This window comes from Pseudomonas sp. Leaf58 (assembly GCF_003627215.1).
Taxonomy (GTDB): domain Bacteria; phylum Pseudomonadota; class Gammaproteobacteria; order Pseudomonadales; family Pseudomonadaceae; genus Aquipseudomonas.
Window position 1 is genome coordinate 4,334,338 of record NZ_CP032677.1, and the last position, 13,906, is coordinate 4,348,243.

The window sequence follows — 13,906 nt, forward strand, 5'->3', positions numbered from 1 at the left end:
GGTTCCGCTTGCGGCGAATTGCCTCGCCCCTGCCCTACCCCGCACCATCCTCCCCACGCAACGTTGCCCCGGTTCATCCCCAAAGCCCCGCACCTGCAGGCCGCATCCTGCAGCGCACCGGCTCACCCATAAAAACAAGAGATCCACGACAGATGAGCACTTTGCAACCCGCACGCCAGCTGCTGCCCGGCCTGTTGGCCATGTCCTGCGCCCTTCCCGTGTTCGCCGCCGACCAAGGTGGTTTCATGGAGGATGCCAAGGCCACCCTCAACCTGCGCAACTTCTACATCAACCGCAACTTCGTCGACCCGGCCCACCCGCAGGCCAAGGGCGAGGAATGGACCCAAAGCTTTATCCTTGATGCCCGCTCCGGCTTCACCCAAGGCGTCGTCGGTTTCGGCGTGGACGTACTGGGCTTGTATTCGGTCAAACTCGACGGCGGCAAAGGCACCACCAACACTCACCTGCTGCCGGTACACGATGATGGCCGGCCTGCCGATGACTTCGGCCGCCTGGGTGTGGCGTTCAAGGCCAAGCTTTCCGAAACCGAGCTGAAAGTCGGTGAATGGATGCCGGTGCTGCCCATTCTGCGCTCGGACGATGGCCGCTCGCTGCCGCAGACCTTCCGCGGGGGCCAGCTGACCTCCAAGGAAATCGCTGGCCTAAGCCTGTACGCCGGCCAGTTCCGCGGAAACAGCCCGCGCAATGACGCCAGCATGGAAGACATGTCGCTGAACGGTAAGGCAGCGTTCACCTCCGACCGCTTCAACTTTGGCGGCGGCGAGTACACCTTCAACGACAAGCGCACCCTGATTGGCCTGTGGGATGCCCAGCTCAAGGACATCTACCACCAGCAGTACCTCAACCTGACACACAGCCAGCCCCTGGGTGACTGGACCTTGGGTGCCAACCTGGGTTACTTCATCGGCAAGGAAGACGGCGCCGAACGCGCTGGCAAACTGGACAACCGCACCGCCTCGGCGCTGCTCTCGGCGCGCTACCAGGGCCACACCTTCTATGTCGGCCTGCAGAAGGTCAGCGGCGACGATGCCTGGATGCGGGTTAACGGCACCAGCGGCGGCACCCTGGCCAACGACAGCTACAACTCCAGCTTCGACAATGCCAAGGAGCGTTCCTGGCAGGTGCGCCATGACTTTAACTTCGCCACCGTTGGCGTACCGGGCCTGACCCTGATGAACCGCTACATCAAGGGTGATAACGTCACCGCCGGTGGCGTGGACGATGGCAAGGAATGGGCGCGGGAAACCGAGCTGGCCTATGTGGTGCAGTCGGGCAGCTTCAAGGACTTGTCGGTCAAATGGCGCAACTCCACCATGCGCCGGGACTTCAGCACCAACGCCTTTGATGAGAACCGCCTGATCGTAAGTTACCCGCTAAACCTGCTTTAAACCGACCGGCCTCTTCGCGGGTGAACCCGCCCCTACACGAACGCCCCCCGTTGTAGGAGCGGGCTTGCCCGCGAAGAGGCCAAACGCCGCAGCAAATAACTAATAGACATAAACAAATCAATAAACCTTCTTTGACGACATATGCAGTAACCGCTTGAATAGCCTCCTGATCCCCGCCCCAGAGCCGTGACATGGACCTCCGTCAGCTGCGCTACTTCATCGCCCTCACCGAATACCGCAGTTTCGTCCGTGCCGCCGAGGCCATGGGCATCACCCAACCCGCCTTCAGCCGCGCCATCCAAAGCCTGGAACACAGCTTCGGCTGCCCACTGGTCGACCGTGCCAGCAAAGCCCTGCCACCCACCCCCGAAGGTCTGGTGGTGTTGCAACATGCCCGGCGCCTGGTACAAGGCGCGGCGCAACTGAGCAACGAAGTACTACAAATGACCAAGCTCGACGCCGGCGAACTGCATTTTGGTAGCGGCCCGGCACTGGCCGCGCGCCTGGTACCCGACGCCCTGCGCCACTTCATCGAACGCCATTCGGGCATCCGCACCTCGCTGCTGGTGGACAATGCCGAACGCCTAGGTCAGGCCCTGCGCCGCGAGCAGATCGAATTTTTCGTCGACGATATCCGCCCATTCGAAGCTGACCCCAACTTCCACACCGAGCCGCTCTCGCCCCGTCCCGGGCTGTTCTTTTGCCGCCCAGGCCACCCGTTGTTAAACAAGGACAGCCTGTCGACCAACGACCTGTTCAACTACCCGTTGGCCAGCGCCCTGCTCGCCCCCGGCGTGCGCAAACGCCTGGCTAACCTCAGCGGGCGCAGTGACTTCACCCCGCACCTGCAGACCGAACACCTGGCCGTGCTGCGCAGTGTGGTGCAGGCCAGCGACGCCATCGGCACTGCCAGCGAGGAGGCCGTGGCCGAAGACCTGGCCAGCGGCCGCCTGGTGCGCCTGCACTGGCGCAACCTGCCGCCGGCACTGGAGGTGCTGAGCGTGCGCTGTGGCGTGGTCAGCCGCAGCGGCTACCGGCTGTCGCCGGCGGCGCGGGCTATGATCGAAACGCTGGTGGGGCTGGATATGCCGGTGCAGGCTGCTGCCATTCGCTGAGCTAATGATGGTGGTGGCTGCGGGCTATCCTGAGCTATATCGGTTGCCAGCACCGGCGATAGGGCCGGTACAGGCAATACACCTCGACCAGGCACCCAGGGAGGCACAACAATGAAAACCCTCGTCGACCACCTGAGCCAATACGCCAGCTACCACCGCGACCCACGCAACATCGCCACCCACTTCATCGGCATCCCCATGATCGTGCTGGCGGTGACCATCTTGCTGTCCCGCCCCGGCTGGGAGATGGCCGGCATGTGGCTGTCCCCTGCCCTGCTGGCCGCCGCGGCCTCGGCATGGTTCTACCTGCGCCTGGACCTGCGCTTCGGGCTGGTGATGGGGTTGTTGCTGGGGCTATGCCTGTGGGTTGGCCAGGTGCTGGCCATGAAGACGACGGGGCTGTGGCTCAGCACCGGGCTGGGGGCGTTCGTGGTGGGCTGGATCATCCAGTTCGTCGGCCATTACTACGAAGGCCGCAAGCCGGCATTTGTCGACGATGTCAGCGGCCTGATCATCGGGCCGCTGTTCGTGGTGGCAGAGGCGGCGTTCATGCTGGGCTGGTGCCCCGCGCTGAAACAAGCCGTAGAAACCAACGCCGGCCCGGTGGCCATGCGGTAGAAGAACACGGCAATGTAAACATTCCATGGCCCTATCGCCGGCAAGCCAGCTCCCACAGGGATTGCATCAGGCCTGAGGGCCGTGCAGCACCTGTGGGAGCGAGCTTGCCGGCGATAGCGCGGTACAGGTTACTGCTGTCGAGACTCTACACCTAACTCATCCCACACCGATTCAGCCAGGTGGAAGGTGGCATTGGCCGCCGGGATGCCGCAGTAGATCGCGCTTTGCATCAGCACTTCCTTGATCTCATCACGGGTCACGCCATTGTTGGCGGCCGCACGCAGGTGCAGCTTCAACTCGTCGTTGCGGTTCATGCCGATCAGCATGGCGATGGTGATCAGGCTGCGGGTATGGCGCGGCAAACCCGGGCGGGTCCAGATGTCACCCCAAGCATGGCGGGTGATCATTTCCTGGAACTCGCCGTTGAAGTCGGTAAGCTTCTCCAGGCTGCGGTCCACGTGGGCATCGCCAAGCACTGCGCGGCGTACCTGCATGCCGGCGTCGTAACGTTGTTTCTCGTCCATGGCGCTGTCCTCAGTAAGCCAGCAGGAAGTCGAGCAGGCGCCGGCTGAACGCCTCGCCAATTTCGACGTTGGACAAGTGCGCCGCCGGGAATTCGACGTACTCGGCGCCTTCGATGCCCGCCTGCATGAAGCGGCCATGCTCCGGGGTGGTCACCACGTCTTCGGTACCGGCAACGATCAGCGTCGGCACCTTTATACCGCCCAATTGCTCGCGATAATCGGCATCACGCACCGCCGCGCAGTTGCCGGCATAACCCTGCGGGCTGGTTTGCGCCAGCATTTGGCAAATGCGTTGGGCCTGCTCAGGCTGAGCCTGGGCAAAACCCGCGGTGAACCAGCGGGCGATGGAGGCATCGCGCAGGTCGACCATGGCCTGCTGGCCGCCCTTGAGCACAGTGTCGATACGGGTGTTCCACACCTCGTCGTTGGCAATTTTGGCAGCGGTGTTGCACAAGGTCAGGCTGCGCAGGCGCTCGCCAGCATTGATGCCCAGCCACTGGCCGATCAGCCCGCCCATCGACAGGCCGATGAAGTGCGCCTTGTTAATGTCCAGCCCGTCGAGCAGCGCCAGTACGTCGCGGCCCAGCTGGTCGATGGTGTAAGGGCCTTCAGTGACCAGCGAGCCACCGTGGCCGCGGGTGTCGTAGCGCAGCACGCGCAGGTGCTGGCTCCACAGGGGAATTTGCGTGTCCCACATGCCCAGGTCAGTGCCCAGCGAGTTGGACAGCACCAGCACCGGAGCGTTTTCCGGGCCATCTATTTGGTAGTTCAAAACGCCATCGGCCAATTGCAAGTGCGCCACAGCGGTCTCCTTCAGGCAGTAAAACGTTGATGTTCGGACACGGCGCGCGCCACCCAGACGCGGGCCTGGCCCAAGTAATGGGCGGGGTCGAGCAAGCGGTCGAGTTCTTCAGCGGACAGCTCGGCGCTGACCTGCGGCTCGTCACCCAGCACGGCACGCAGGTGGCGCTGTTCGGCCACCGCACGCTGGCAGCATTGCTCCAGCAAGTGGTGAGCGCGGTCGCGGCCCAGGCGCTGAGCGAGGACGATACTCACCGCTTCGGCCAGTACCAGGCCTTGGGTCAGGTCAAGGTTGCGGCGCATGCGCGCGGCATCCACCTCCATGCCCTCGGCAATCACCTGGGCCTGGCGCAAGGCGCCGGAGACCAGGCAACAAATATCTGGCAGGGTTTCCCATTCGGCATGCCACAGGCCAAGGCTGCGCTCGTGCTCTTGGGGCATGGCGGCAAACAGCGTCGAGAGCAGGCCCGGCACGCGGGTGGCGGCACCGATCAGTACGGCGGCACCAACCGGGTTACGCTTGTGCGGCATGGTCGACGAGCCGCCCTTGCCCGGTGCGCAAGGCTCGAACAGCTCCCCCGCCTCGGTTTGCATCAGCAGGCTGACATCGCGGCCAAACTTGCCCAGGCTGCCGGCGACCAGGCCCAGCACCGCGGCAAATTCCACCAGCCGATCGCGCTGGGTATGCCAGGGCTGCTCGGGCAGTGTCAGCTTGAGCTGTGCGGCCAGGGCTTCGGCCACCGGCATTGCCTTGCTGCCCAGGGCGGCCAGGCTGCCCGAAGCACCGCCGAACTGCAGCACCAGCAGGCGTGGGCGCAGCTCCTGCAAACGCTGACGGTGGCGGGTCAAGGCACCCAACACGCCAGCCAGCTTCATGCCCAGGGTCACCGGGGTAGCGTGCTGCAGCCAGGTGCGGCCCACCAACGGCGTATCGGCATGCTTCAAGGCCTGCTGCGACAAGGTATCGGCCAGCTTGCCAAGGTCGCTTTCGATCAGTTCGAGGGCATCGCGCAACTGCAACACCAGGCCAGTGTCCATCGCGTCCTGGCTGGTGGCGCCTAGGTGCACATAGCGCTCGGCTTCCGGCACACCCGTGGCGATCACTTTGCCCAACGCCTTCACCAGCGGGATCGCCGAATTGCCAGCGGTGGCGATGGCATTGGCCAACGCGCCAACGTCATAGCGTTCGGCCTGGCATGCAGCTTCGATGGCCGCCACAGCGCTGTGGGGGACCAGCCCGGCAGCGGCTTCGGCACGGGCCAGTGCAGCTTCGAAATCGAGCATGCCCTGCAAGCGGCCACGGTCGGAGAAGACCTCGCGCATGGCCGGCGCGGTGAAGTAGGCGTCGAACAGTTGGTTGCTCATGCAGCGTCCTTAATCATCATGGTGCAGGTACGCCGCCTGCTTGGGCAGGCGCAGGCTGAACAGGAAGGCGATCGCCATCATCGCCGTCACGTACCAATAGAAGGTATTTTCCATCCCCAGGGTTTTCAGGCCCAGTGCCACATATTCGGCCGAACCGCCGAACATTGCGTTGGCCACCGCATAGGCCAGGCCCACACCCAATGCGCGTACCTGCGGCGGGAACATCTCGGCCTTCACCAGGCCGCTGATCGAGGTGTAGAAACTGACGATACACAACGCCAGGCTGATCAGCACAAAGGCCATGAACGGGCTGGTCACGGTTTTCAGCGCCATCAACAGCGGCACCGTGCACAGCGTGCCAAGGGCACCAAACAGCAGCATCGAATTACGTCGGCCGATACGGTCCGAGAGCATGCCGAAGAACGGCTGCAGCACCATGAACAGGAACAGCGCCCCCGTCATCACGTAGCTGGCATTTTTCGCCGTCATGCCTGCGGTATTGACCAGGTACTTCTGCATGTAGGTGGTGAAGGTGTAGAAGATCAGCGAGCCGCCTGCGGTGTAACCCAGTACGGTGACAAACGCCGCTGCGTGATTGCGGAACAAGCCACTAACGGAACCCGCGTCCTTGTCATTGCGGGTTTCGGCACTGCTGGTTTCATGCAGCGAGCGGCGTAGCATCAGCGATATCAGCGCGGCGATGGCCCCCACCACGAACGGAATGCGCCAGCCCCAAGCCCGCAGCTCGTCTTCGGTCAGTAACTGCTGCAGGATCACCACCACCAGAACCGCCAGCAACTGGCCGCCGATCAAGGTGACATACTGGAACGAGGCAAAGAAGCCACGTTGCCCGCGCAGGGCCACTTCACTCATGTAGGTGGCGGTGGTGCCGTACTCGCCGCCGACCGACAGCCCTTGGATCAGGCGGGCCAGCAACAGCAACGCCGGGGCCCAGGTGCCAATGCTGGTGTAGGTGGGCAGGCAGGCGATCATCAGCGAGCCGAAGCACATCATCAGCACCGAGATCATCAGGGAATTCTTGCGACCATGGCGGTCAGCGAGGCGGCCGAAAATCCAGCCACCGATGGGGCGCATCAAAAAGCCTGCGGCGAACACGCCTGCAGTGTTCAGTAACTGCACGGTAGGGTCGTCGGAGGGGAAGAAAGCTGGGGCAAAGTAGATAGCGCAGAAGGCGTAGACGTAGAAGTCGAACCATTCCACCAAGTTGCCTGAAGAGGCACCCACAATAGCGAAGATGCGTTTGCTGCGTTCTTCGCCGGTGTAATAGGTTGAGGTCATGGTGCGTTTGCTCCTGGAGGGTCACAGGTAATTCTAGACATACCTGGTAACACACTCGTTCCGCCTTATGCCTGGCAATTAGCCTTGGGCCGATCGTACCGGCCTCTTCGCGGGCAAGCCCGCGCCTACAGGTTCCCGTTGTGCAGTGGGCAACGATCATCCTGTGGGAGCGGGTGTGCCCGCGAAGAGGCCAGAACTGGTTAAACCCGTTCGATAGCCAATGCCAAACCTTGGCCGACGCCCACACACATGGTCGCCAGGCCTTTACGCCCACCACTCTTCTCCAATTGGTGAAGCGCCGTCAGCACCAGGCGCGCACCGCTCATGCCCAGCGGGTGGCCCAAGGCGATCGCGCCGCCGTTGGGGTTTACCTGCGGCGCATCATCGGCCACACCCAGCTCACGCAGCACCGCCAGGCCTTGGCTGGCAAAGGCTTCGTTAAGCTCGATCACGTCAAAATCATTCACTGCCACGCCCAGCCGTTCGGTCAGCTTGCGCACCGCCGGTACCGGGCCAATGCCCATCACCCGTGGCGCGACACCGCCGCTGGCCATCCCCAGGATGCGGGCTCGCGGGGTCAGGCCGTGTTTCTTCACCGCTTCGGCCGAGGCCAGGATCAGCGCCGCAGCACCGTCGTTCACGCCCGAGGCGTTGCCAGCGGTGACGGTCTTGTCCGGGCCGTTGACCGGCTTGAGCTTGGTCAAGGCTTCCAGGGTGGTTTCCGGGCGCAGGTGCTCGTCCTGTTCGACGATGGTCTCGCCCTTCTTGTGTGCGATACGCACCGGCACAATTTCTTCAGCGAAGAAGCCGGCAGCCTGGGCGGCGGCGGCCTTCTGCTGGCTGCGCAGGGCGAAAGCGTCCTGGTCTGCGCGCGAGACCTGGTAATCATCAGCCACGTTGTCAGCGGTTTCTGGCATTGAGTCCACACCGTACTGGCTCTTCATCAGTGGGTTGATGAAACGCCAGCCGATGGTGGTGTCTTCAAGCTTCATGTTGCGCGAGTAGCCGCTTTCGGCTTTGCCCATGACAAACGGGGCACGCGACATCGATTCGACGCCGCCGGCAATCGCCAGCTCCATTTCACCGCTGGCGATGGCGCGGAAGGCCGTGCCAATGGCATCCATGCCCGACGCGCACAGGCGGTTCAAGGTAACGCCTGGGATGCTCTGCGGCAGGCCGGCCAGCAACAGCGCCATACGGGCCACGTTGCGGTTGTCTTCACCGGCCTGGTTGGCGCAGCCGAAGAACACTTCGTCAACCTGGTCCCACTGCACGCCAGGGTTGCGCTCGATCAGCGCCTTCAGCGGCACGGCTGCCAGGTCGTCGGCCCGCACCCCGGCCAGGGCGCCGCCAAAGCGGCCGATCGGGGTACGGATGGCGTCACAGATGAATACGTCTCGCATCAGGCTTCTCCTGCCGGCTGGCCTTGGGCAGCGGCGGTACGGGCTTCGAGGTCACGCAGGGCGGACAGCTCGATTGCGGTGGGTTCGGTAGTGGTCTGCTCGTGGCATTTGGAGGCTCCTGGTCAGGGTGCTTCAGTGAGCTCAGATTAAGGAGACTGAAGGCTGCCTTACAATCCGATAATCGACTATTTGTGCGATTATCGAACCATTTGTTGCCCTGCTACCCAGCAGCCGAGGGCCGCTATGCGGCCCCGGTCCCTCAGGTGGCGTCAGCGTGGCTGACCAGCCCCTTGACGATCACACCCACGGTCGCCAATGCAGCCGGCACCAGCAACGCCGTCAGCACCTGCTCGAACGTCCAGCCCAGCCCCAGCAGCGTTGCACCGCTCCAAGCCCCGAGAATCGCGCCAAAGCGGCCGATACCCAGCATCCACGATACCCCCGTGGCGCGGCCCTGAGTCGGGTAGAAGCGAGCCGCCAGCGAGGGCATCGCCGACTGCGCGCCGTTCACGCACATACCAGCGACCAGCACCAACGTGGCCAACACGGTGATATTGCCCAGGCTTTGCCCCACGGCGTAGGCGAACACCCCGGCCAGCAGGTAGAAAATGCCGATCACCTTGTGCGGATTGAAGCGGTCCATGGCCCAGCCCACACCCACTGCACTCAGCACCCCACCGAACTGGAATAGCGCGCCAATGAACGCAGCCTGCTCCATGCTCGCGCCGCTGTCGCGCATCAGGGTCGGTAGCCAGCTGGTCAGCAGGTAAACGATCACCAGGCCCATGAAGTAGGTCAGCCACAGCAGCACCGTACCCAGGCCGTAGGTGCCGGAAAAGATCACCGCAAACACGTTGCGCGCGGCCACCGCCTTTTGTTCCGGCACGCTGAAGCTGCCCGCCTCGGCCACCACTTGCGGCGCGATGGGCGACAGGGTCTTGCGCACCTTGTCGGTACCACGGTTACGCACCACCAGGAACCGCGCCGACTCCGGCAGCCATACCATCAGCACCAGCGCCAGCAGCAACGGCAGCACGCCCCCGATGACCAGCAGGCTATGCCAGCCATAGGCCGGGATCATCTTGGCAGAAATGAACCCACCACCGGCCATGCCCAGGTTGAAGCCGCAGAACATGCTGGTCACCAGCAGGGACTTGAGGCGCTCAGGGGTGTATTCGGACAGCAGCGTGGTGGCGTTGGGCATGCCTGCGCCAAGGCCCAGGCCGGTCAGGAAGCGCAGTACCAGCAGCTGGTCGACGTTGCTCGCGTAGGCCGAGGCCAAGCTGAAGCCGCCGAACACCAGCACCGCGCCCACCAGCACGCCCTTGCGGCCAAAGCGGTCAGCCAATGGGCCGGAACCCAGGGCGCCGAACACCATGCCGATCAATGCAGCACTCATGACCGGGCCGAGGCTGGCGCGGTCGATCCCCCACTCCTGCGACAGGGCCGGGGCGATGAAGCCCATGGCGGCGGTGTCCAGGCCATCGAGGAAGACGATCAGAAAGCACAACAGCACGACCCGCCATTGGTAACGGGACAGCGGCTGCTGGTTGATGAACGACTGAACGTCTAGGCTTTTGCCGACGTTGGTTTGCGCTTGGTTCATTGTTGTTATCCAGAATGAGGGGCACAGCCTAGCCACTGCACGCGGTCAACCGGTACAGAGGGCGAGAGTTGGGGAAGAGGGCCTGCGTCAGCCTGGATACAACAGTACTGCGCGCGGGTGCGGCCGCGGCAGCGAGGGGACAGTATTCATGGTAAGTGCCTCTTATGTTTTTTTTGTTCGGCCGGCACAGCCGACCGTTGCGAGAGACATTAATCAGCGCGCGGAAGTGACGCAATTCACCGCGAACGACACTGTGCGTTTATCGCACAGGAAACGGTTTTGCCTGTTCTAAATTGGAAAGGGGGGCGCAAAGCGGCCCCCTGCTGGCTCAACCAAATAACTGATGGCAAAGGTCCCGGCTAGCCGCCAACAGAATCGGCAAGAAGCGCTGCTCCAGCTCGCTGCGCGTAACCCGCCCAACGTGGGTGCTCACGTTCAACGCCGCCAGCACCTGCCCGGAGGCGTCATACACCGGTACGGCTATTGAACGCAGCCCTTGTTCCAGCTCCTGGTCCACCACGCACCAGCCTTGGGCGCGTACCTGCTGGATACAGGCAAACAGCGATTCGGCGTCATGCACGGTACGGCTGGTACGCGCCTTCAGGTCGGCACGCTCCAGGTATTCACGCAGGCTGGTGTCGTCCATGGCCGCCAGCAGAATACGCCCCATCGACGTGCAATAGGCCGGCAGGCGCCCCCCCACCGACAGGTCGACCGAAATCAGCCGCTCTACCGTGGCCGAACGGGCAATGTAAAGAATGTCATCGCCTTCGAGGGTGGCCATGTTGGCAGCCTCGTGCAGTTGGTCGCTGATGCGGTCCAGATAAGGCTGGGCAGAGATCGCCAGCGGCGTCGAAGACAGGTACGCATGCCCCAGCGTCAGCACTTTAGGCAACAGCGAATAAGTGCGCCCGTCGGTGGTGGCGTAACCCAACTTGATCAGCGTGTGCAGGCAACGGCGCACTGCCGCGCGGGGGATTTCGGTGCGGTGGCTGATCTGGGCGATGGTCAGGTGGCGCTTGCGCTCCTGAAACGCCTGAATCACCGCCAGGCCACGCGCCAGGGAGGTCATGAAGTCCGGGTCGCCGGTGAAGGCCTGGATGCGCTTGGCCGGGGAAGCCACGATCGGCGGCGCCAAGGCAGCCGAGGCGGGCCTTGCCGACTCGGGATTGACGGAATCATTGCCTAGGGTTTCGTCACTCATCGCACACCTCAAAAAAAAACGCCCAGTCGTGCGATTATCGAACAAACGGCCGATAATCGCAATTGACCGCTGACACGTTTGCTTATACCTTTCTCATGCCACTTGTGGCTTCTTTGGAGAGACTGGTCAGGTACCCACCGTAGAAGTCCCCAGGCAACGGCCTCGCCTTTTGGCGAGGCCGTTTTACTTTTCCCGCCCCTTCAAATGCATCCCCGGATTGCAACGAACTTTTTTCCGTCATACCTTTCAAACTTGTACGGAAGGCCCAACCTGTTCTCGGACGCATTCAGTAACTTGCGTCAGATCTTGTCAGGGTTGGGTAAATAACGATGTTCGGCGAAATATCGGTTGCTATAATCAACCGCACAGGCCCTTACCCTGCTTTGGCAATGCAACCTCCGTTGTATCAAGCGGTTGCGTCCAGCAAGGTCTGTGCGCGTTGCACGACGCATAACAACAGTCATTACACTTAATTCAGGTACTACCGTGACGAAAGATGAACTGCGCGCAGAACTGGAGCGCCAGGCTGAACGTTACCAAGGTGTATACGGTGGCGAAGTCACCACTTACGCCGCTCAACCGGATCCGGAACGCAAACCGTGGCGCAAACGTGCCAGCGTGCGCGACCAGGCTTTCAACCAGGAACTGGAACGCATGGAAAAAGAGCTGCGCAGCGACAAGCCCTGAACCCAGGGACCACGCCAACGCGTCGTCGCCCGGCCTGCCCGGGCGCGGTCGATCTTTACCGCCAGGCCGAAGGTGAAATGGAATTACACAAATTTCATACGGTCGTTTGAAAGATAACGAAGCGGGCTTTTATCCAGCTTTTTGCCCGTTTTCACCAGCTTTTGCGCTTTTTACCGCACATTTCCCTGCCTGCCAGCCTTACCCTGCACGTCGCCTGCCCGACAGGAAATTCGCCACCGGTCTATAGCAAGTGCATCGATTGCCAAGGTTTTCTGGCATAATCCCGCCCCCCTAAGACCGCCAGACAACCTTCATGATCGATTTATTCAGCGGACTGGATGCCTGGGTATTGGTGAGCCTACTGCTCGCCTTGACCTTCGTACTCGCCTTCGAGTTCATCAATGGCTTTCATGACACCGCCAACGCGGTAGCCACCGTCATCTATACCAAAGCCATGCCGCCACACCTCGCCGTGTTCTTCTCCGGGGTGTTCAACTTCCTTGGCGTTCTGCTCGGCGGTGTCGGGGTGGCCTATGCCATCGTTCACCTGCTGCCGGTAGAGCTGCTGATCAATGTGAACACCGGACACGGCCTGGCCATGGTCTTCTCGCTGCTGGCCGCGGCCATCACTTGGAACCTGGGCACCTGGTACTTCGGCATCCCCGCCTCCAGCTCGCACACCCTGATCGGCTCCATCCTCGGTGTCGGCCTGGCCAATGCCCTGATCAACGACATCCCGCTGGGCGACGGTGTCAACTGGCAGAAGGCAATCGACATCGCCATGTCGCTGGTGGTCTCGCCAATGGCCGGCTTCGCCGTTGCAGCCCTGGTGCTGATCGGCCTGAAGTGGTGGCGCCCGCTGTCGAAGATGCACAAAACCCCCGACCAGCGCCGCAAGCTCGACGACAAGAAGCACCCGCCGTTCTGGAACCGCTTGGTCCTGGTGGTTTCGGCCATGGGTGTGAGCTTCGTGCACGGCTCCAACGACGGCCAGAAAGGCATTGGCCTGATTATGCTGGTGCTGATCGGTATCGTTCCGGCCAAGTTCGTCCTCGACCTGAACAGCACCACCTACCAGATCGAGCGTACCCGCGACGCCACCCTGCACATGAGCCAGTTCTACCAGCGCAACGCCGCCACCTTGGGCGAGTTCCTGGCACTGGGCAAGGCCAAGTCCAGCGACCTGCCGGAGCAGTTCAGCTGCAACCCGCAGCAGACCGAGCCGACCATTGCCGCGCTGCAGTCCTCGCTGCAGGGCGTGACCGACTACCATAGCCTGGATGCCGACAAGCGCGTCGAAGTACGTCGCTATCTGCTGTGTCTGGACGACACGGCGAAGAAGGTCGGCAAACTGCCAGGCCTGGACGCCCGTGAAAAGGCCGACCTGGAAAAACTGCGCAAAGACCTCACTGCCACCACCGAATACGCCCCGTTCTGGGTGATCGTGGCTGTCGCCCTGGCTCTGGGCCTAGGCACCATGGTTGGCTGGAAGCGCGTGGTACTGACTGTTGGCGAGAAGATCGGCAAGCAGGGCATGACTTATGCCCAGGGCATGTCGGCGCAGATCACCGCGGCTTGCGCTATCGGCATGGCCAACGTGTTCGCGCTACCGGTATCGACAACCCACGTGCTGTCGTCCGGCGTTGCCGGCACCATGGTCGCCAACAAAAGCGGCCTGCAAGGTGGCACCGTCAAGACTATCCTGCTGGCCTGGGTACTCACCCTGCCGGCGTCGATGGGCCTGGCGGCCGGCCTGTTCTGGCTGGCGTCCAAGGCTATTGGCTGAGTGATACCGCAATACAAGAAGGCGCCCTCGCAGGCGCCTTTTTCATGGGTGCTGTTCCTGCGCGGCCTTTTCGCGGGCGAGCCCGCGAA

General features: G+C 62.6%; 12 protein-coding genes and 1 pseudogene. 5 read left to right on the top strand and 8 right to left on the bottom strand.

Annotation, left to right across the window (positions count from 1 at the left end):
- Positions 1-152 precede the first annotated feature (152 nt).
- The 3 genes from DV532_RS20155 to DV532_RS20170 all read left to right on the top strand — a co-directional run bounded on the left by DV532_RS20155 (position 153) and on the right by DV532_RS20170 (position 3,142).
- On the top strand, positions 153-1,409 hold the full coding sequence (locus DV532_RS20155; protein ID WP_056801974.1) for an OprD family porin: 1,257 nt from the start codon (positions 153-155) through the stop codon (positions 1,407-1,409).
- Between the two features lie 191 nt (positions 1,410-1,600).
- On the top strand, positions 1,601-2,524 hold the full coding sequence (locus tag DV532_RS20165) for a LysR family transcriptional regulator (protein WP_056801971.1): 924 nt from the start codon (positions 1,601-1,603) through the stop codon (positions 2,522-2,524).
- 111 nt (positions 2,525-2,635) lie between these two features.
- Positions 2,636-3,142: a DUF962 domain-containing protein gene (locus DV532_RS20170; RefSeq protein ID WP_056801970.1), complete on the top strand. Its 507-nt coding sequence runs from the start codon at positions 2,636-2,638 to the stop codon at positions 3,140-3,142.
- 128 nt (positions 3,143-3,270) lie between these two features.
- Here the strand turns inward: DV532_RS20170 and pcaC are convergent, their stop codons facing one another.
- The 8 genes and pseudogenes from pcaC to pcaR form a co-directional block, all read right to left on the bottom strand.
- Positions 3,271-3,666, bottom strand: coding sequence for a 4-carboxymuconolactone decarboxylase (gene pcaC, locus DV532_RS20175; protein ID WP_056801968.1), 396 nt, complete (start codon positions 3,664-3,666; stop codon positions 3,271-3,273).
- A 10-nt stretch (positions 3,667-3,676) separates the two neighbouring features.
- Positions 3,677-4,468 carry a 3-oxoadipate enol-lactonase gene (gene pcaD, locus DV532_RS20180; protein ID WP_056801966.1) on the bottom strand — a complete coding sequence of 264 codons (792 nt, stop codon included), beginning with the start codon at positions 4,466-4,468 and terminating at the stop codon, positions 3,677-3,679.
- An 11-nt stretch (positions 4,469-4,479) separates the two neighbouring features.
- Complete coding sequence (locus DV532_RS20185) at positions 4,480-5,832, bottom strand: 3-carboxy-cis,cis-muconate cycloisomerase (RefSeq protein WP_056801964.1); 1,353 nt, start codon at positions 5,830-5,832, stop codon at positions 4,480-4,482.
- 9 nt (positions 5,833-5,841) lie between these two features.
- Complete coding sequence (locus DV532_RS20190) at positions 5,842-7,131, bottom strand: MFS family transporter (RefSeq protein ID WP_056801961.1); 1,290 nt, start codon at positions 7,129-7,131, stop codon at positions 5,842-5,844.
- Positions 7,132-7,331: 200 nt separating this feature from the next.
- Positions 7,332-8,537, bottom strand: coding sequence for a 3-oxoadipyl-CoA thiolase (gene pcaF, locus DV532_RS20195; protein WP_177339541.1), 1,206 nt, complete (start codon positions 8,535-8,537; stop codon positions 7,332-7,334).
- A pseudogene (locus DV532_RS20200) lies at positions 8,534-8,629 on the bottom strand (CoA-transferase subunit beta); the annotation flags it as partial. The pseudogene DV532_RS20200 and the gene pcaF, both read right to left, overlap by 4 nt.
- Before the next feature lie 164 nt (positions 8,630-8,793).
- The gene (locus DV532_RS20205; RefSeq protein WP_056801957.1) at positions 8,794-10,140 is read right to left on the bottom strand and encodes an MFS transporter; all 1,347 of its coding nucleotides are present in this window, start codon (positions 10,138-10,140) and stop codon (positions 8,794-8,796) included.
- A gap of 328 nt (positions 10,141-10,468) precedes the next feature.
- Positions 10,469-11,344 (bottom strand): pca regulon transcriptional regulator PcaR, encoded by an 876-nt coding sequence (gene pcaR, locus DV532_RS20210; RefSeq protein WP_056801955.1) that lies wholly within the window; start codon positions 11,342-11,344, stop codon positions 10,469-10,471.
- Between the two features lie 486 nt (positions 11,345-11,830).
- On the opposite strand from pcaR, the gene DV532_RS30725 reads away from it, so the two are divergent.
- Both DV532_RS30725 and DV532_RS20220 read left to right on the top strand, forming a co-directional pair.
- Positions 11,831-12,031, top strand: a complete 201-nt coding sequence (locus DV532_RS30725) for a hypothetical protein (RefSeq protein ID WP_056801953.1) — start codon at positions 11,831-11,833, stop codon at positions 12,029-12,031.
- 313 nt (positions 12,032-12,344) lie between these two features.
- Positions 12,345-13,817 carry an inorganic phosphate transporter gene (locus DV532_RS20220; RefSeq protein WP_056801951.1) on the top strand — a complete coding sequence of 491 codons (1,473 nt, stop codon included), beginning with the start codon at positions 12,345-12,347 and terminating at the stop codon, positions 13,815-13,817.
- Positions 13,818-13,906 lie beyond the last annotated feature (89 nt).

Bases quoted from the DNA above. Each gene is read 5' to 3' on its own strand.
- pcaR (WP_056801955.1), bottom strand. From the start codon at position 11,344: ATGAGTGACGAAACCCTAGGCAATGATTCCGTCAATCCCGAGTCGGCA.
- DV532_RS20190 (WP_056801961.1), bottom strand. From the start codon at position 7,131: ATGACCTCAACCTATTACACCGGCGAAGAACGCAGCAAACGCATCTTC.
- DV532_RS20205 (WP_056801957.1), bottom strand. From the start codon at position 10,140: ATGAACCAAGCGCAAACCAACGTCGGCAAAAGCCTAGACGTTCAGTCG.
- DV532_RS20170 (WP_056801970.1), top strand. From the start codon at position 2,636: ATGAAAACCCTCGTCGACCACCTGAGCCAATACGCCAGCTACCACCGC.
- DV532_RS20155 (WP_056801974.1), top strand. From the start codon at position 153: ATGAGCACTTTGCAACCCGCACGCCAGCTGCTGCCCGGCCTGTTGGCC.
- DV532_RS20165 (WP_056801971.1), top strand. From the start codon at position 1,601: ATGGACCTCCGTCAGCTGCGCTACTTCATCGCCCTCACCGAATACCGC.
- DV532_RS20220 (WP_056801951.1), top strand. From the start codon at position 12,345: ATGATCGATTTATTCAGCGGACTGGATGCCTGGGTATTGGTGAGCCTA.
- pcaC (WP_056801968.1), bottom strand. From the start codon at position 3,666: ATGGACGAGAAACAACGTTACGACGCCGGCATGCAGGTACGCCGCGCA.
- DV532_RS20185 (WP_056801964.1), bottom strand. From the start codon at position 5,832: ATGAGCAACCAACTGTTCGACGCCTACTTCACCGCGCCGGCCATGCGC.